Source organism: Viridibacillus soli (assembly GCF_016612995.1).
GTDB lineage: Bacteria > Bacillota > Bacilli > Bacillales_A > Planococcaceae > Viridibacillus > Viridibacillus soli.
Genome location: NZ_JAEOAH010000013.1, coordinates 98,304 through 117,196, shown reverse-complemented (window position 1 = coordinate 117,196; position 18,893 = coordinate 98,304). Strand labels below are relative to the sequence as shown.

17 protein-coding genes are annotated in these 18,893 nt (G+C 37.7%); 8 read left to right on the top strand and 9 right to left on the bottom strand.

Annotated features, from left to right (window positions below; translation table 11 throughout):
* Window positions 1–1,668, top strand: a complete 1,668-nt coding sequence (gene rnjA, locus JFL43_RS11160; protein WP_100796319.1) for a ribonuclease J1 — start codon at window positions 1–3, stop codon at window positions 1,666–1,668.
* A gap of 242 nt (window positions 1,669–1,910) precedes the next feature.
* Here rnjA and JFL43_RS11155 read toward each other — a convergent pair whose 3' ends face one another.
* From JFL43_RS11155 to aceA, 7 genes are all read right to left on the bottom strand, one after another.
* On the bottom strand, window positions 1,911–2,570 hold the full coding sequence (locus JFL43_RS11155; protein ID WP_100796318.1) for a potassium channel family protein: 660 nt from the start codon (window positions 2,568–2,570) through the stop codon (window positions 1,911–1,913).
* A gap of 143 nt (window positions 2,571–2,713) precedes the next feature.
* Window positions 2,714–3,172 (bottom strand): TlpA disulfide reductase family protein, encoded by a 459-nt coding sequence (locus JFL43_RS11150; RefSeq protein WP_100796317.1) that lies wholly within the window; start codon window positions 3,170–3,172, stop codon window positions 2,714–2,716.
* A 105-nt stretch (window positions 3,173–3,277) separates the two neighbouring features.
* Window positions 3,278–3,820, bottom strand: coding sequence for a peroxiredoxin (locus JFL43_RS11145; protein ID WP_100796316.1), 543 nt, complete (start codon window positions 3,818–3,820; stop codon window positions 3,278–3,280).
* A gap of 365 nt (window positions 3,821–4,185) precedes the next feature.
* On the bottom strand, window positions 4,186–4,464 hold the full coding sequence (locus JFL43_RS11140; protein ID WP_198517887.1) for a hypothetical protein: 279 nt from the start codon (window positions 4,462–4,464) through the stop codon (window positions 4,186–4,188).
* 119 nt (window positions 4,465–4,583) lie between these two features.
* Window positions 4,584–4,706, bottom strand: a complete 123-nt coding sequence (locus JFL43_RS11135) for a YhfH family protein (protein ID WP_198517886.1) — start codon at window positions 4,704–4,706, stop codon at window positions 4,584–4,586.
* 19 nt (window positions 4,707–4,725) lie between these two features.
* Window positions 4,726–6,324 carry a malate synthase A gene (aceB, locus tag JFL43_RS11130; protein WP_200749138.1) on the bottom strand — a complete coding sequence of 533 codons (1,599 nt, stop codon included), beginning with the start codon at window positions 6,322–6,324 and terminating at the stop codon, window positions 4,726–4,728.
* 25 nt (window positions 6,325–6,349) lie between these two features.
* Complete coding sequence (gene aceA, locus JFL43_RS11125) at window positions 6,350–7,633, bottom strand: isocitrate lyase (RefSeq protein ID WP_200749114.1); 1,284 nt, start codon at window positions 7,631–7,633, stop codon at window positions 6,350–6,352.
* A 183-nt stretch (window positions 7,634–7,816) separates the two neighbouring features.
* Here aceA and JFL43_RS11120 point away from each other — a divergent pair, with 183 nt between their 5' ends.
* From JFL43_RS11120 to JFL43_RS11090, 7 genes are all read left to right on the top strand, one after another.
* Window positions 7,817–8,488: a LytTR family DNA-binding domain-containing protein gene (locus JFL43_RS11120; RefSeq protein ID WP_234447732.1), complete on the top strand. Its 672-nt coding sequence runs from the start codon at window positions 7,817–7,819 to the stop codon at window positions 8,486–8,488.
* 372 nt (window positions 8,489–8,860) lie between these two features.
* On the top strand, window positions 8,861–9,403 hold the full coding sequence (locus JFL43_RS11115; RefSeq protein WP_200749113.1) for a helix-turn-helix domain-containing protein: 543 nt from the start codon (window positions 8,861–8,863) through the stop codon (window positions 9,401–9,403).
* A 15-nt stretch (window positions 9,404–9,418) separates the two neighbouring features.
* Window positions 9,419–10,525, top strand: a complete 1,107-nt coding sequence (locus JFL43_RS11110; protein WP_100796312.1) for an ABC transporter ATP-binding protein — start codon at window positions 9,419–9,421, stop codon at window positions 10,523–10,525.
* Window positions 10,515–11,339, top strand: a complete 825-nt coding sequence (locus JFL43_RS11105; RefSeq protein WP_100796311.1) for an ABC transporter permease — start codon at window positions 10,515–10,517, stop codon at window positions 11,337–11,339. Before JFL43_RS11110 ends, JFL43_RS11105 begins: the two co-directional genes overlap by 11 nt.
* On the top strand, window positions 11,323–12,126 hold the full coding sequence (locus JFL43_RS11100; protein ID WP_200749112.1) for an ABC transporter permease: 804 nt from the start codon (window positions 11,323–11,325) through the stop codon (window positions 12,124–12,126). Before JFL43_RS11105 ends, JFL43_RS11100 begins: the two co-directional genes overlap by 17 nt.
* A complete protein-coding gene (locus JFL43_RS11095) occupies window positions 12,123–13,196 on the top strand; it encodes an ABC transporter substrate-binding protein (protein ID WP_200749111.1) in 1,074 nt (357 codons plus the stop codon). Before JFL43_RS11100 ends, JFL43_RS11095 begins: the two co-directional genes overlap by 4 nt.
* 130 nt (window positions 13,197–13,326) lie before the next feature.
* Window positions 13,327–14,496, top strand: a complete 1,170-nt coding sequence (locus JFL43_RS11090; RefSeq protein WP_200749110.1) for an MFS transporter — start codon at window positions 13,327–13,329, stop codon at window positions 14,494–14,496.
* A 34-nt stretch (window positions 14,497–14,530) separates the two neighbouring features.
* Here the strand turns inward: JFL43_RS11090 and JFL43_RS11085 are convergent, their stop codons facing one another.
* Both JFL43_RS11085 and JFL43_RS11080 read right to left on the bottom strand, forming a co-directional pair.
* A complete protein-coding gene (locus JFL43_RS11085; RefSeq protein ID WP_200749109.1) occupies window positions 14,531–17,131 on the bottom strand; it encodes a VWA domain-containing protein in 2,601 nt (866 codons plus the stop codon).
* Window positions 17,115–18,884: a vWA domain-containing protein gene (locus JFL43_RS11080; RefSeq protein ID WP_200749108.1), complete on the bottom strand. Its 1,770-nt coding sequence runs from the start codon at window positions 18,882–18,884 to the stop codon at window positions 17,115–17,117. Before JFL43_RS11080 ends, JFL43_RS11085 begins: the two co-directional genes overlap by 17 nt.
* Between the last annotated feature and the right edge of the window lie 9 nt (window positions 18,885–18,893).

Below are 18,893 nucleotides of genomic sequence, written 5' to 3'. Positions count from 1 at the left end.
ATGAAATTTGTGAAAAATGACCAAACAGCTGTTTTCGCACTCGGCGGACTGGGCGAAATCGGCAAAAATACGTATGCCGTTCAATTCCAAGATGAGATTATCTTGATTGACGCAGGGATTAAATTTCCTGAAGACGAACTACTAGGCATTGACTATGTTATACCTGACTACACTTATCTCGTAAGAAATGTAGACAAGATTAAAGGTCTCTTCATCACTCACGGTCATGAAGACCATATTGGTGGTATTCCATATTTACTTCGTCAAATTAATATTCCTGTGTATGGCGGTAAGCTTGCACTTGGTCTATTACGCAACAAATTGGACGAGCACGGGTTACTACGTCAAACAAAAATGATTGAAATCCAAGAAGATGACATTATCAAATTCCGTAAAACTTCTGTGAGTTTCTTTAGAACAACACACAGTATTCCAGATGCATACGGTATCGTTGTTAAAACACCACCTGGTAACATCGTACATACAGGGGATTTCAAATTTGACTTTACACCTGTTGGCGAACCAGCAAACTTAACAAAAATGGCCGAAATTGGACGCGATGGCGTATTATGTCTATTGTCTGATAGTACAAATGCAGAAGTTCCTAATTTCACGATGTCTGAACGCAAGGTTGGAGAAAGTATTGAGGATCTTCTACGTAATGTAGAAGGACGTATTATTTTTGCAACATTCGCATCAAATATTCATCGTTTACAACAAGTGACAGACGCTGCCGTTAATCACGGACGTAAAGTCGCTATATTCGGTCGTAGTATGGATAATGCCATTACACTCGGCCGTGAATTAGGGTATATTACTGCTCCAAAAGAGACATTCGTTGATGCACAATCGTTAAATCGTTTACCTGCTAATGAAGTAATGATTCTTTGTACAGGTAGCCAAGGTGAACCGATGGCAGCACTTTCTCGTATTGCTAACGGTACTCACCGTCAAATTCAAATTCAACCTGGAGATACTGTTGTATTTTCATCTTCACCAATCCCAGGTAACACAATTAGCGTCAACAAAACAATCAACTTGTTATTCCGCGCTGGTGCAGAAGTTATTCATGGTTCATTGAATAATATTCATACATCTGGTCACGGTTCTCAAGAAGAACAAAAATTAATGCTACGTCTTATTAAACCAAAATTCTTCATGCCAATTCATGGTGAATATCGTATGCTTCGTATGCATGCTGATTTAGCGATTGATTGTGATGTAGAACCAGATAATACATTTATCATGGAAAACGGTGACGTTCTTTCACTTAGTCCAAATGAGGCTGCTGTTACAGGACGTATTCCATCTGGGGATGTTTATATCGATGGTAACGGCATTGGTGATATCGGTAATATCGTCTTACGTGATCGCCGCATCCTTTCTGAAGAAGGTTTAGTTATTGTTGTTGTTAGCGTGAATATGGAAACACAAAAAATTGTTTCAGGTCCAGACATCATTTCACGTGGTTTCGTTTATATGCGCGAATCAGGTATGATGATTAATGAAGCACAACAAATGTTGAACCGTCACCTACAACGTACATTACAAGATTCTACACCCCAGTGGTCTGAATTAAAAAATGAAATCACTGATGCATTAGGACCGTATTTGTTCGAAAAAACAAAACGCCGTCCAATGATTTTACCGATTATTATGGAAGTTTAACTTAAATGCTGAAGGCGCTCGTTCAACGGCGACAAGCGTTGGAGTTCTCGAATCAAAAGTGTCATTTCAGCTTTTGACCGAGAGAACAGAAACGACCTCGAGCCGTTAGCGCCTGAAGCTGGATATGCTAAATGCTGAAGGCGCTTATTTAGCTACTAAGGCACTAAACCTCTTCCATCTCTAAATAAACATAGCAAAAGCGACGAGGATATATCCCCGTCGCTTTTGCTATGTTTTTTATTTTAATTCATCATCTTCTTCTCAAATCGACTAATATCTACATCCGCTCCAATAACGATTAAAATATCTCCATCATGGATTGTCTCATCTGCCGGCGGTGACACGATGATTTCCTGCCCTCTTTTAATTGCTACAATGTTAATGCCATATCTTGCGCGAATATCTAAGTTAATGATTGTATGACCTTCTATTAAGTGATTAGCTTTAATTTCCATAATAGAATGCTCTTCAGATAGCTCTAAGTAGTCGAGTACGTTATTCGACATCATATTATTTGCAATACGAATACCCATATCGCGCTCCGGATGAACGACATGATCTGCACCGATTTTACGTAATACTTTTTCATGGTAGTCATTTTGAGCTTTTACAGTTATTTTCTGTACACCAATTTCTTTTAACATTAACGTTGTTAAAATACTCGATTGGATATCATCACCAATTGCGACTATGACATGTTCAAAGTTACGAATACCTAGCGATTTTAACACAGATTCATCAGTCGTATCCGCTACTACTGCCTGTGTCGCAATTGGAGCAAACTCGTCGACTCTTTCTGAATGTTTATCGATTGCCATTACATCTGCGCCTTGCTGAATCAGCTCAGAAACGATACTGCCACCAAAACGCCCTAATCCAATGACAACAAACTCTTTTTTCATGAAAATTTCCCCCGATACATTCAAGAATGGACATAGTGTATCACAATCCATTCAAGCATACAAATTTATCCTAATGCTATTATTTTAAATAAAAAAAGAATTGCCCGTATTAATTAGACAATTCTCATTCCATAATAAATTAATCATGCTTCAGCGTTACGTACTTCATCTAATACACGGTTAACGCGTTTTTGAAGCATTTTCATACCACTACCACCCGCTTGGAAGTGACGAAGTTGACCTTCTTTATCGAAAACGTAATATGCAGGTACATATTGGTTATCAAAAGTGTCAGTTAATTTCATTTCACCATCAACGAAGATTGGCTGTGTAATATCATGTTCAGCTGCAGTTGCCTTAATTGTGTTTAAATCTAAGTCACTTTCAGAACGTGGCATATGAACAGCAATAACGTTTAACTCTTTTTTATATTCATCACGAAATTGGTTTACCTCTGGCATTGCTTCTTTACATAAATGACAACTTACTGACCAGAAATGGATTAGCGTTGGTTTGTCACCAATTAAATTAGCTTTTGATACTTTACCGTTTAACCAAGCTGTTTCGCCTACTAATTCAGGCATTTGAGCACGTAGTTTCATGTTTAATCACCTCATAATGGAATTCGTTCATAGTATATTCTCATGTTTTAAAAAAAGACCTAACATTTGTTAGGCCTTTTATATGTTAAAAACAAAGTTTATAACTTAAAGAGTTTTTTGACCTGGGCGCCAGTTAGCTGGGCAAAGACCACCAGTTTGTAATGCTTGTAGTACGCGAAGAGTTTCATCTACATCGCGACCGATGTTGTTATGATTGACAACTTGATATTGAAGTTCGCCTTCTGGGTTAATGATAAATAATCCACGAAGTGCTATACCTTCATCTTCAATTAATACACCATAATCGCGAGATACACGTTGATTGTGGTCAGCTGCTAATGGGAATTTTAACTGACCAAGGCCATTTTCAGTACGATCAGTGTTAATCCATGCTAAGTGAGTGTGAATCGTATCAGTTGATACACCAATTACTTCTGCATCAAGATCTTCAAATTCGTCGAAACGATCTGACATTGCAGTGATTTCTGTTGGGCATACAAATGTGAAGTCCATTGGATAGAAGAATAAAACAGTCCATTTGTCATTTTTCATGTTTTCTTCTAAATTTACTTTACCGAATTCTTTATTAGCCAATACTGCTTCCATTTCAAAGCGGGGTGCTTGTTTTGCTACCATACGTTCTGCCATGTTGAATCCCTCCAATTATTGTTATATATGCATAAGCGAAAAACTGTTCTTTTCACCTTTATCCATTTCCTACAATAGCAAATCGCCTTAGTGAAATCAACGATTAACACTTAATAATTATTCTAATCTACTTCTTATTGTGACAAATATTCGACATTTTATACATTCAAAAATAAATGCATCTATTTTTAATAAAAAACCAGTAAATTATACTAAAAAAATGATATAAAAAGAAAAAACCCCGTAAATGGAGTTTGAATTCAAGTATTATAACTAGAAGGATTTGGGTTTCTAAAATTATTTTGAATAGGATTTATTGGTAAAAATAAGCCGTTTATTGAGAACAATTCATTTTGAAACGCCACTTAAAAAGGTCTCTTAGGTCGGTCTTTACAACTGTCGCAAGTAGGGTCATCGCATTCTTCTTCGCGCCATTCATTGCAATTCACACAAAACAGCGAGTCATATTCATCAGAATAGCGTAATAACCCTAAACAATTAGGGCAATAATCTTCTAATGCAACGGAGTCAATTAAACGATGGTTTACCATCAAGAATGTACCTTCAAAAACGGGATTACTTGGAACTTTCACTGTGCCCTGTCGCTCTTTAGGATCTAGATAAAAAAACATTTTCTTTCCCAATTCTTCCTCCTCCTTAGATTTCTAGTTTAGCATAACTCATCGCTATTTTTCTCCAAAATGCCTGTTTTTTCTCAATAAAAAAACTCATCGGCCAATAATTGACTGATGAGCTTCTCTTATTACTCTTCACTTATGCCGATGCAGCGCTCACATTCATACAGAGTTGATTCCACCCGCTCAATAATTACGCATCCGCACTCACGACAATGTTTTTTCACTACTTCTTGATTCGTTGTTTTCATAGTAATCTCCTCCGGTATTTTATTGAATATGACTATAACTGGCTAAAGTTAAAAATTCTTCAAATGTCGGCTTCAATGTCAAAAGTCTGAAAATGTCTGCCGCTTCTTCATAGCGATCCTTTTTGAAGCTTTCCTGACCTACTTGCTGCTCAATTTGCGCAAGTTCTTCTTGTAGTACGGCAACAAATAGCTGTTCATTAATATCACGCCCATCTTCTAATACCCCTTGCGGATGACGAATCCATTGCCATATTTGTGAACGTGAAATTTCTGCTGTCGCTACATCTTCCATCATATGATTGATTGGTGCTGCACCGTTGCCTCGTAGCCATGAAGCTATATACTGAACCCCTACACTGCAATTGACACGTAAACCCGCCTCTGTAATCGTTCCTACAGGTACCGCTAACAAGTCATCTGCTGAAATATGCACATCTTCCCGCTTACGATCGATTTGATTTGGTGTTTTCATATGTTCATTGAATTGCTCCATCGCTACTGATACTAGCCCAGGATGTGCAACCCAAGTACCATCATGACCATCCGTTGCTTCACGACGTTTATCTTCACGCACCTTTTCAAAAGCAATATCATTTGCCTCTGGATCATCTTTAATTGGAATTTGTGCAGCCATTCCCCCAATAGCTGGTGCATTCCTTTTATGACAAGTTTGTACGCATTTCAATGTATAAGCGCGCATAAATGGTGAAGTCATTGTTACTTGACCGCGATCAGGTAAAATGACTTCTGGCTGATTACGCAAACGTTTTAAATAACTGAAAATATAATCCCATCGTCCACAGTTCAGCCCTGCTGAATGCTCACGCAATTCATATAAAATTTCATCCATTTCAAATGCAGCTGTAATCGTTTCGATTAAGACAGTCGCCTTAATCGTCCCTTGCGGAATGCCTAGTTGCTGTTGTGCAAAGATAAACACATCGTTCCATAATCGTGCTTCTAAATGACTTTCAAGCTTTGGCAAGTAGAAGTATGGACCTGAACCACGGGCCACTAATTCCTTCGCATTATGAAAAAAATATAAACCGAAATCGAATAGACCACCTGCTATTTGTTCCCCATCGATTTCTACATTTTTCTCTACTAAATGTAAGCCTCTTGGACGAATCAGTAAGGTAGCTGGATTGTCATTTAGCTTATACGATTTACCGTTAGATTCTTGTGTAAACGAAATCGTTTTGCGCACCGCATCGTGCATGTTCACTTGACCCTCAATCATATTGTCCCAAGTAGGTGAAGTTGCGTCCTCAAAACATGCCATGAACATTTTCGCACCAGAATTCAATGCATTGATGACCATTTTACGATTGACAGGACCTGTAATTTCTACTCGACGATTTTGTAAATCAGCAGGGAGTGGCGCAATAGTCCACACTCCTTCACGGATCTCTTTTGTGTCTGCTAGAAAATCTAGCTTCTCTCCTGCATCAAGGCGTTTTTGTCTATTTTGACGCTCATTTAGTAATTTTTTTCTTCGTTCATCAAATTGATGGTGCAGTGAAGCTATAAATTGAAGTGCTTCAGCTGTTAAAATTGCTTCACTTGCAACCGTCTGCTTACCTAAAATTTTAATGTCTTTAGAAGTTACTTGCTGCATACTCATATCCATACCTCCGTTTTGGTTAAATGAATTGTGCTGTTTCTGTTGAACCCTTCATAGCCGTTGTAGAAGATGTTCCACCAGAAATTACTTGCGATACTTCATCAAAGTAACCAGTACCTACTTCACGTTGGTGCTTCGTAGCTGTATAGCCTTTTGTTTCATTAGCAAATTCAGCTTGTTGAAGCTTAGAGTACGCAGCCATGCCGTTATCTTTATAATCATGTGCTAATTCGAACATGCTATGATTTAAAGCATGGAAACCTGCTAGCGTTACGAATTGGAATTTGTAGCCCATTTTACCAAGTTCCACTTGATATTTCGCAATTGTCTCATCATTTAAATTCGCTTTCCAGTTGAATGATGGAGAACAGTTATAAGCAAGCATTTTACCTGGGAATTTAGCATGGATTGCATCTGCGAATTTTTTTGCTTCTGCTAAATCAGGTGTAGATGTTTCACACCAAATTAAGTCTGCATACGGTGCATAAGCAAGGCCTCGTGCAATCGCTTGGTCAATGCCTGGTCTTGTACGGAAGAAACCTTCAGGAGTACGTTCGCCTGTTAGGAACTCCGCATCTCTCGGATCAATATCGCTTGTTACCATATCCGCCGCATCTGCATCTGTACGTGCAATTAAGATTGTTGGTACATCTAAGACATCAGCTGCAAGTCTTGCAGAAGTCAAATTACGAATCGCGTTTTGTGTTGGTAATAACACTTTGCCGCCTAAGTGACCGCATTTTTTTTCTGAAGCTAATTGGTCTTCTAAGTGAACGCCTGATGCGCCCGATTCAATCATACCTTTCACTAATTCGAAGACGTTCAGTGGTCCACCAAATCCTGCTTCTGCATCTGCAATAATCGGTGCGAACCAGTCAAAACCATCGTCGCGCCCTTCAGCATGATCAATTTGGTCTGCACGCTGTAATGCTTGATTAATACGCTTAACAACTGCAGGTACACTATTTGCTGGGTATAAGCTTTGGTCAGGATACATTTGGCCTGAAAGGTTAGCATCCGCTGCTACTTGCCAGCCACTTAAGTAAATAGCTTGTAGACCCGCTTTTACTTGTTGTACAGCTTGATTACCCGTTAATGCTCCTAAAGCATTGATGAAATCTTCTTCATGTAAAGATCTCCATAAACGTGCTGCACCTTTTGTTGCTAATGTATGTTCAACAATTACAGAGCCACGTAATTTGATGACTTCCTCTGCACTGTACGGACGTTCAATTCCTAACCAACGACCCTCTTCTGCCCAATTTTTTTCTAATTGCTCCACTTGTTGTTTTCTAGATACCATAAAAACTCACACCTTCCAATTAATTTACGTTAATAACTGTTTAAATTTGTTGTTGCATAACAGTTAGCGTTGTTATAAATTAATATATAACAGTTTCTGATTTTTGTTATTGTTTTTTGATAAAAAGCCATTTTTTAACGATGAATGAATGTTTTTCCACGATAAATTGAGGAGGCGCTTCAAATGGTTGAGAAAAAAATGGGTTTTGCAAATGGGATAGCTGAGCAATACAAGAATTTGTTAGCAGATTGGATACCGCAGGAAGCAACATTGGCAATTGCTGTAGGAGACTCTTACATTTATTATGTTGCAGGTGCTTATGATGTACATTTAAATTGTGGTAAGGGTATTAAGGAAGGGAGTATTGCAGATCAAGTCATTCGTGAAAGAAGAAAAATAGAAGCTGTTGTTGAAGAAGAGTTATTAGGTATTCCATATTACGGCATTGGTTATCCTATCGAATTGCATGGTGAGCCAGCCGCGCTAATTGTCATCTTACCGCCTGATCATAAGTTAGCTATTAAAGAGCCCTACCGTTTTATAACAGGCAAACAGCAAGATGAATGGTCCCCTATCCCTATTGAAAAAGTATCGCATTTTGAAAGCTTAAATAAGAAAAGTTGGTTTTATGCTAAAAGTGAACAATATAAAACAAACTTAACACTTAAAGAGTTGCATAGACGTTTACCTGATTGTTTTTTACGTATTCACCGTTCCTATATAGTAAATATTCACTCTATTCGGAAAATAACGCGTGATTTCTCATCAAATTTACTGATCGTTTTGCAAGATAACACGGAATTACCCGTCAGTAGTTCCTATATAAATGATGTAAAGAGAGCGTTAGAATTTTAATAAAATAATAATGATACTAACCGAGTGCAATTTTGCACTCGGTTTTTCTTTTATGCACATTTTGGAAAACCGACTTTTTGAATTACCTCCATATTAAATTTCCTTAATTATTCGAATACTAATACAGCGCTAAAATTTTATACTATTCTCATAGGATTATATTTGTCCATAATGATTGGTTGACCTATTTCCCTTACAATTTCGTTTACTTTCTAATAATCTTTCAGAATTACTATTATTTTTTTCTGAAAAAGGTTGAAAAAAATCGTCAATTTTGTATAATAGATATCGTTTGAGTAAACTTAAAGTTTCGTTAAAGTAAACTTTCGTTTCTATAAGTTTACGAATAGTAAACAATCGAGGAGCAAGAAGATGCAAATCGGCAAAAAGATTAAACGACTTCGCCTAAAAAAAGGACTCACCCAAGAGGAGTTAGGTGAAAGAACAGATTTGAGCAAAGGTTACATCTCACAATTGGAAAGAGATTTGAACTCTCCTTCTATTGAAACACTCTTCACATTATTAGAAGTTCTTGGTTCAACACCTAAAGACTTTTTTGATGATGAACAAGAAGAACAAAAAGTCGTCTACACTGACGAGGACCAAACCATCTTTACTGACGAAGATAAAAAATATCGTATTCAATGGCTTATTCCAACTTCTAATGAAAAAGAAATTGAACCTGTCATTTTAACATTTGAACAAAACGGTGAATTCAAGCAATTTGAACCTTCTTTATCCGAAACATTTATCTATGTTTTATCAGGGCGCATTCGACTTGTATTAGGTAAGGAGGAATATATCGCAACAGCAGGAAATGCGGTCTATTTCGATGCTTCAGATACTCATCAGCTGTTTAATGCTCACGCAGGGAAAACCGATCTTTTACTCGTCGCAACCGAATCTTATTTATAGTTTAGGAGGCCCAACATGACTGAAAACTCAATTATTCGCTTTGAAAATGTGTCGAAATCATATTCTGACGGCACTGTCGTATTAAAGGATATCAGCTTTGAATTAGAAAGAGGTGAGTTTTACACCCTACTCGGCCCATCTGGTTGTGGTAAAACAACGATTCTCCGTCTAATCGCCGGATTCATGGAACCAACAAGCGGCTCTATATATTTCAATGGTAAGAAAATCAATAATGTTCCTGCTAATGAACGACAAGTGAATACTGTATTCCAAGACTATGCTCTATTCCCACATTTAGATGTGTTTGAAAATGTAGCGTTTGGACTGCGTATAAAAAAACTAAACAATTCTGAAGTAACAAAACGTGTACATGAAGCATTAAAATTCGTGAACTTAGAAGGCTATGACAAACGTGAAATTTCTGAAATGTCAGGTGGTCAGCGCCAACGTGTTGCTATCGCTCGTGCTATCGTCAATGATCCAGAAATCATTCTTTTAGATGAACCACTATCAGCTTTAGACTTAAAACTTCGTACAGAAATGCAATATGAATTGCGTGAGTTGCAACAACGACTAGGTAAAACATTCGTTTTCGTCACACATGATCAGGAAGAAGCTCTTGCGATGTCAGATGAAATCTTCGTGCTAAACGAAGGGGATATCCAACAAAGTGGTACACCCGTTGACATTTATGACGAACCAATTAACCGCTTCGTTGCAGATTTCATCGGTGAATCTAATATCGTTCCTGGTACGATGATCGAAGATTTTGTTGTAAATTTCGCTGGCAAATCGTTTGAATGTGTCGACCAAGGCTTGAATCCAAATGAAAAAATAGATATCGTCATTCGTCCCGAAGATCTAGAAATTACTTCACTAAAAAACGGCAAGCTAGAGGTAACTGTAGATACACAGCTATTCCGCGGTGTACATTATGAACTATCTACCTATGATGAAGATGGCAATGAATGGCTTGTCCACTCATTGAAAAAAGCAACAGTTGGAGCAAAAATCGGGCTAGACTTTGATCCTGAAGCTATTCATGTTATGCGTCTAAACGAAACAGAGGCAGACTTTGATAAACGTTTAGAATCATACGGAGATGAAGAAGATGCGAAATAAAAGAAATAGTCCATTTGCTCTCATCCCATATTATGTATGGATTGCCCTTTTTGTTATAGCACCAATTATACTTGTCGCTTATTATTCATTACTTGACTTAAATGGCAATTTTACTATTGCAAACTATCAAAACTTCTTTACGGGCGTGTACTTAAAAATGACGCTAAGCTCATTTTGGTACGCATTTCTAATTACACTGTTTTCATTATTAGTATCTTATCCAGCGGCGTATTTAATTACAAAAACAAAGCATAAGCAGCTTTGGCTCATTTTAATTATTATCCCATCATGGATTAACCTACTTTTAAAAACGTACGCATTTATCGGGATCTTCGGTATGAGCGGTCCGATTAATTCTTTCTTGAAAACGATCGGTATCCCACAGCAGCAAATTTTGTTTACAGATTTTAGTTTCGTTTTTGTAGCTGTTTATATTTTCATTCCGTTTATGATTTTACCGATATTTAATTCCCTTGATAAACTAAATCCGGCACTCATCTATGCAGCTCGTGATTTAGGGGCTTCAAGACTTACAACATTCCGTCGCGTTATATTACCTCTTACGATGAACGGTGTGAAATCAGGGATTCAAGCTGTTTTTATCCCAGCGCTATCTCTATTCATGATTACACGATTGATCGCGGGTAACCGTGTTATTACACTTGGTACAGCTATCGAACAACAATTTTTAGTAACGCAAAACTGGGGAATGGGTTCGACAATCGCAGTATTCTTAATTCTATTTATGTTTATCATCATGTTATTCACAGGCCAAAAAGAGAAAGGGGCTACACAATATGGAAAAGCTAAGTAAAAGTTCGAAGCTGTATTTAGCTTTGGTTTTTGTCATTTTGTATGCACCCATTCTGTTTTTAGTATTCTACTCTTTCAATAGTGGCGGTACAATGACAAATTTCAAGTCTTTTACACTTGAACACTATATAGCAGTATTTGAAGATACGCGCTTGTTAACCATTCTTATTAATACAGTAGTAGTGGCATTATTATCTGCATTAATTTCCACTATGATTGGAACGCTTGGAGCAATCGGTATTGTCTCGATGCGTAATCGCAAACTACGTAATACTGTATTATCACTAAATAATATTCTAATCGTTAGCCCAGATGTTATTATCGGGGCATCGTTCTTGATTTTATTCACAATGGTTGGGGTTAAATTAGGTTTCACTTCTGTGTTATTAGCACATGTTGCTTTTAGTATTCCAATCGTGGTAATTATGGTTTTACCTAAGCTACAAGAGATGAGTTCTTCTTTAATCGATGCTGCACTTGATCTAGGGGCAACACGTCGTGACATTTTAACACGCGTCATTTTACCTTATATCAAACCAGGTATTTTCGCGGGATTCTTCTTAGCGTTAACGTATTCTCTTGATGATTTCGCCGTGACATTTTTCGTTACTGGGAATGGTTTCAGTACTTTATCTGTTGAAATCTATTCAATGGCTCGCGCTGGCGTTTCATTAACTGTTAATGCCATCTCAGGCTTAGTATTCTTTGTGACAATGCTGCTTGTTCTCGGTTATTACTTCGTCACAAATCGTAGTAGAGGCGCAAGTGGAACGGGGGGGCGTAAATGAAATCATTAGTACGAGCAACAGTTGTCATTTTACTTGTTTGCGGCTTACTGATGTATGCAGCAAGTGTGATGGACCAAACTTCCGGGAAATCAGGGAAAGATGTTTTAACCATTTATAACTGGGGCGAATATATTGATACAGATTTAATTAAACAATTCGAAAAAGAAACAGGTATTCACGTTATTTACGAAACATTTGATTCAAATGAAGCAATGATGACGAAAATCGAACAAGGTGGTACGTCTTACGATATTTCAATGCCATCAGAATACACAATCGAGCAAATGAAAGAACGAGATTTACTGCTTCCAATCGATTACAAACAAATTCCGAATATCAAAAATATTGATCCAGACTTTTTAGATTTAGATTTTGATCAGGATAACAAATTTTCCGTTCCATATTTCTGGGGTACTGTTGGGATTGTGTATAATACGGCTATCCTAGATGGTCAAAACTTTGATAGCTGGGATGATCTTTGGGATCCTTCTTTAAAAGGCAAAGTAATTTTAGTAGATAGTGCCCGTGAAGTGTTAGGTGTTAGCTTAAACAGTATGGGGAAATCTCTGAATTCAACTGATAGTAAAGAACTGAAGGCTGCTACTGACAAATTAATTAAAATGGCACCAAACGTTAAAGCGATTATTGGAGATGAAGTGACACAATTAATGGTAAATGGCGATGCTTCTGTCGCTTTAACTTGGTCTGGTCAAGCAGCTGATATGATGTTTGAAAATGAAGATTTAACGTACAATGTACCAAATGAAGGTTCAAATTTATGGTTTGATAATATGGTAATTCCGAAAACATCTAAAAATGTTGAGGGAGCTCATAAATTCATCAACTTCATGCTAGATGCCGAAGTTGCTGCACAAAACGCAGATTATGTCGGTTACTCAACACCTAATAAAGCAGCATTAAAATTAATGGACCCTGAAGTAGTAAACGATGAACGCTACTACCCTTCAAAAGAGGTTCGTGACAATTTACATGTATATAAAAATTTAGGTAAAGAAAAAATCGGTGAGTACAATGAATTATTCTTGAAATTTAAAATGTCTATACGATAAGCTTAAAGAAGCTCGGAAGGTGCATACCTTTCCGAGCTTCTTTTGTTGCTTAACATCGTGACAAACTGTATAATTCATACATTACTATTAATTAGCAATACGAAATGTTTTACGAGAAAGAGAGAAAAATATGAAATCTTCCAATAAATTAGCATTAATCTTATTAATGTTTAATATGTTTATCTCGATGAGTTCTGTCGGTCTTATTATTCCCGTTATGCCTAGCTATTTGAAACTATTTGGCGCTGCTGGACAAGTGTTAGGCTTTCTAATAGCCATTATCGCTTTTGCTCAGTTCCTATTCTCCCCTATAGCTGGGAATTTATCTGATCGCATCGGCCGAAAAAAACTAATTGTTTTTGGGCTATTTGTAAATGGTATTGCTCAAATCGCATTTGGTTTATCTACAGAACTGTGGATGTTATTTGTTTGCCGCTTTTTAACAGGTGTCGGCTCGGCCTTTATCGTACCGCCAATTATGGCTTATGTAGCAGATATTACGACCAATGAAGAACGAGGCAAAGCAATGGGGCAAATTGGTGCAGCGATTTCTCTAGGCTTTATGATTGGGCCTGGTATTGGCGGTTTTTTATCCAACGTTAGTTTGCACTTCCCATTCTACTTTGCTGGGTCTGCTTCTATTATTGCAGGCGTATTATCACTAATCTTATTACCAGCGACAACACCAGTAATTCAGAATGCTGTAAAAGGCGATAACTTGTTCAAACAGATGTCTCGTTCATTCCATGCATCGTACTTTGTGCTGTTAATAGTTGTCTTTGTATTCTCATTTGGAATATCAAATTTCCAAGCCACCTTATCAATGTTCTTAACATATAAGTTTGAATACACAGCAACTGATATTGCCATTTTAATGACTGTTGGTGGTTTTGTTGGTGTAATTGTTCAAGGCTTCGCATTAAATAAGTTATTTAAGAAATTCGGAGAAATGAAAATCATTTTATTTGGCCTTGCAGTTTCAGCCATTAGTATGTTAGGTATATTATTTGTAAATGCCTTCTTTATCATGTTACTAGTGGCAACTATATTCTCAACAGCAACGACTTTAATCCGCCCTGCTGTGAATACACTGATTTCAAAAACAGCTGGCAACGAACAAGGCTTTGCTGCTGGTATGAATAATGCATATATGAGTTTAGGTAATGTGATTGGACCTGCTCTTGCTGGCATATTATTCGATTGGAATATGAATACTCCCTATATATTCGGAACAGTTATTTTAGTAGGGTGCTTCGCTTTAACGGCTGTTTGGACAAAGCGTAAAACAGCAATAGCGTAATATGAAAAGGCGGCTCAATGATGAGCCGCCCTTTTTAACGTTTCTTTCTATTTTTCAATAGTTCTCCAACGTTAAGTTGTTCTTCTTGATCAGTAACGTCTTTCTTTCTTCGGAGCCCTTTTGGTATATTGCGTAATGTAGTCCATCCGAAGCGTCTGAGCGTAATGTCGATAAAGAAAAGTAACATCGCTGCTAATATCAACCACTTTGCAATATTTTGTTGCTCTGCGCTTGATGTAGGGAGCTTACGAAACGCTTCTGCTGGATCAGTTAGCTCTTTACCATTTGTGCTTGTTGACAGCTCTGTTAATAGCTTTGTATTATCCTGCTGCATACGATATTCCGAACTGTACGGTATTGTGAGTCCAGCTTGATACATACCTTCATCATCATTTGATACTCTGAAGTATACGAGACCAGGACCGTGCTCAAAGTTCACACGCGTTTTCCCTGGTGCTAATGGTTCTTCTGTTATTGGTAACTCTCCCCCTTTTTCATCTACAACGACAATATCCATAAATGCTGATTTTGCAGTTGGATCCGAAACGATAAAGGAACCGTCATCTTGCTGCTGAATATTATAGGGCACCTCATTATATGAAGGTAGTAGCTCTGATACGGTTGTATTCCAAAAGTTCGACCATTCTTGCCAGCGAGCCCAATCCCCTGTCCATTTACCCTTTGTATCTGATGTGAAGGCCATCGTCTTACCGAGGCCATATTTCCATTCAGCAAGTACAGGGTCATCCTTTTCACTTTCTACAATAACATTAGCCGTTTGCTTCGCCGTTGTAGCAATATAAGCGTTCATTTTCGGCACGCCCTCTGTAAATAGACTTTGCCATTTCGCACCACCATCGATAATTGGATAAAATGGATTATCTTCAATATACGTACGCGTTAACATAGACGTTTCTCTTGATAGAATTGATGGAATTGTTTCTTCATCCGCCACATCATAGAAACGACCTGCTCCTACTTCCGCTAAGTATTGTAGTAAACTGCGATCCGAATCTTGTCCGATTGCAACAGTAGAAAGCGTAATATTCGCATTTTTACCTTCTTCAATTAGCTGGTCATAGGAACTACTTGTAGCTGCCTCACCATCCGTTAATAAAATAATATGCTTACGCTGTAACTTTAAATCTCGCAAACTTTCATAAGCAAAGCTTAATGACGAATAGATTTCCGTTCCACCATTTGGTGGAACAGATAAAATCTTTTCTATAGCTTGCTCTTTATCTGTTAGTGGAGCTGGTGGAATTATTTCCCACGGCCGATCATCAAATGCGATAAAGCCGAATGTATCATCATCACGTAGTAATTCAACTGAGCGTACGGCTGCTTCCTTTGCTAATTTAATTTTATTACCGTCCATACTACCAGACTTGTCTAAAACAATTGTTAAACCAAGTGAAGGTAGCTGTTCCTTCCCTTTCACTTCCATTTCAACAGGTAAAATGGTTTCAATCGGTGTTTTGAAATAGCCTCCAAGACCAAAGCTATTTTCCCCACCAATCATCATAAAGCCCATGCCAAAGTTTTTCACTGCCTGCTCAATCATCGACATTTTCTCTTCACCAACTAAATGGCCTGAAACGTTGTCAAAAATAATGGCATCATAGCCAATATAAGATGATTGCATCGACGGTAACTCCATTGCTGAAATGTCTTCTACCACCAATGTATTTTGGTCAATGACATTAGCAAGACTACTTGCTTTGACATCATCTCCATGTACGAGCAGTATACGAGGCGTTCCTTGTACTGTTGTGACACTAGTTAACTCATTATTTTCAAGCAAGGCATCCTCGGCCATTTTGAGCTGAGCTTTATATTTAAAAAGGCCATCTCCTTTTGGTTTATGACGGAATGTCACTGTATTAGAGCCACTATCTAATTGAACTTTTTGCTTTTCAATGACTTGATCGTTTGCTGATAAGCTCAGCTCACCTGTCGTATTTGTCGAAGATTCAATTTGTACTGTTAACTGTTGCTGTTCACCTTTGTATGCCACTGGTGGTGTGTCAAATGAAGTAATCGCAACATCCTGCTTCACCGGTTTATCAATCTTTACTGTATCAATTTGAATATTACTATTTTGTAATTGACTTAGTTGATCTGTTGCAGAGCCCGCTGTTTCAACACCGTCAGAGAATACGACAATACGTGTCGCCTTTTTACTATCTACAACATTCGAAGCTAACTGTAACGCATTCGCTAAATTAGTTTGACCAATATTTTTTAGCGCTGGCCATTCTGGTAAATTTGTTTTTTTAGATGATAAACTAAGATCTGTTTGGAAACCATCAGCAAAGCTGTAGACCCCTTTAATTTGGTAGTCCTTGCTACTTTCCATACTTTCTTGAATCCAGCTAGCGATTTCCTTTTTAGTACCTTTCATAGAGGCAGAACGATCGACTAAAAAAACAACTTGCTCTTCCTTAATCGGCAATAAAATATAAGGCGCACTTAAAGCAAAAACGAGTAAACTGATTGCTAACACACGCATATAAAAAATAATTTTATGTTCTCTTTTATATCGTTTGCCACTTTGTATCCAGGCCCAACCAAAATAGAGTAAAGTTGGTATAAATAATAGTAGCCATAGTGGGTGATCAATGCGTAAATCCATAACGACGTTGCACCTCCCATTCAGCTAGTAATAATCCGATGATTAATAATACAAACAATGGCATTAGCGATTGCTGTACATAATCTGTTGTCGCCTTGTCTGCTGTCTCACCATATTCAAATGATGTTCCTTTTTTAATTACTTTCTCTTGTTGCTGTAATGAAACAGCTAAACGTTTTTCTTCATTACCAGATTTTAGCATATAAAGTCCAGGCTTAGCTGGTGCGATAAAACTGCCCCCATCTTCAAAGCTACTAATATATTCTCCATCTTGCGAGTACATTTCATAACCTTTCGTTCCTTCATCTGTTTTCTCCAATGAGATAATGCGTCTTTCATTTGGAGAGAACGTACCAATATCACTGCCACTAGCAGCAAGATTTTCCTTAGCACTCCACAAGAATAACGGGAATGAAGGATGTAGCGGCCAATCTGTCATTTGTATATCCGCTAAAACGGCAATATGCCCTGCCGGCGAAATTTGAATAAAAGGCTCATCATTGATTGTTGCGATTGTTTTATAATCTTTAAACGATGGATACAGCTCATTAACATAAACATCCTTTATCGGAGCGTATGCAAAAAGATTGGAATCCCTTGTTTTCACTTCACCGCTAATTTCCTGCGCCTTTTTATCATCTCGTCCAATTAGAAGTACCGGTTTCTTCTTTTGTTCTAACAGCTTCGTTTGATTCGTTACGATGATTGCATCTTCTTTAGAATCTTCTAATTGTAGAGGCGGTACGATACTTACTGGGAAATCCATCGCTTGGAATGCCTTTTGTACGAGCTGCTGTAAGCCTTGATCAACAAGAATCTTCGTTGTATTTTGCTGCAAGAGAATGGTCATTTCGTTATCTGCTTTGTAGTCATCTTCCACCTTCAACTTGGCCTTTAAAGCTGTTGAATCTGCTAACTTTTCAAAAGAAAAGCGTTCTTCCCCATTTGCTGGAATGGTAATTTTCTTCGTTGTCAGCTCTTCTCCTTTATCATTAGAGATAATGATCGTTGCCTTTTGCTCTTTGCTCGTATCATTTTTCACTTGGGCGATAGCCTTTAGTTCCCCTTCTAACTTTGTTGCGCCAAAGCGCTGCAATGAAATATTTTGCAAATCATCAGGTGCACCTTTGACAATCCATTTAATATCCGCTACTTCAAGTGGCAATTGATCGCGATCTACTGCATCTGTAAATAAATAGATGGCAGTTGATTTCTTGCCAATGAATGTTTGTACAAAGTCGAGCGTTGTTGGCAGCTGTTCATTGGCATATGTAACTTGTAGTGATTTAATAGCATTTTGAATTGTCTTAGCATTTGTTTCATTACGTAAAACAACTTGCGGCTCAGTCCCTGTCGTAATAATCGTGACAGCTTTGCCCCCGAGTTGATCTGTTAAATCGAGCATTTCTTTTTGATGGCTCTCAAAAATCGTTTCACCATTTTTGTCTGCAAGCATTGTAGCTGAAGTATCGACTACCCAAATGATTTGATCCCCAGCAATTGTTTTTGTTTTCCAATACGGCTGTAATAAGGCGAAGACGAGTAAAATAAGTCCAAGCATTTGCAAATAAAATAAAGCATTTCTTTGTAAATGTTGCAAATAGGGTGAAGCCTTCGTTTCCTTCATTACTTCATCCCAAAAAAGAGTAGAAGAAATTTGTTTTTCTACATACCTCTTACGGAAAAAATAATAAATTAAAACCGTTAGAGGAATAATTGCTGTTAATAGAAACGGTAGTTGATTAAATCCCATTTACTTCAC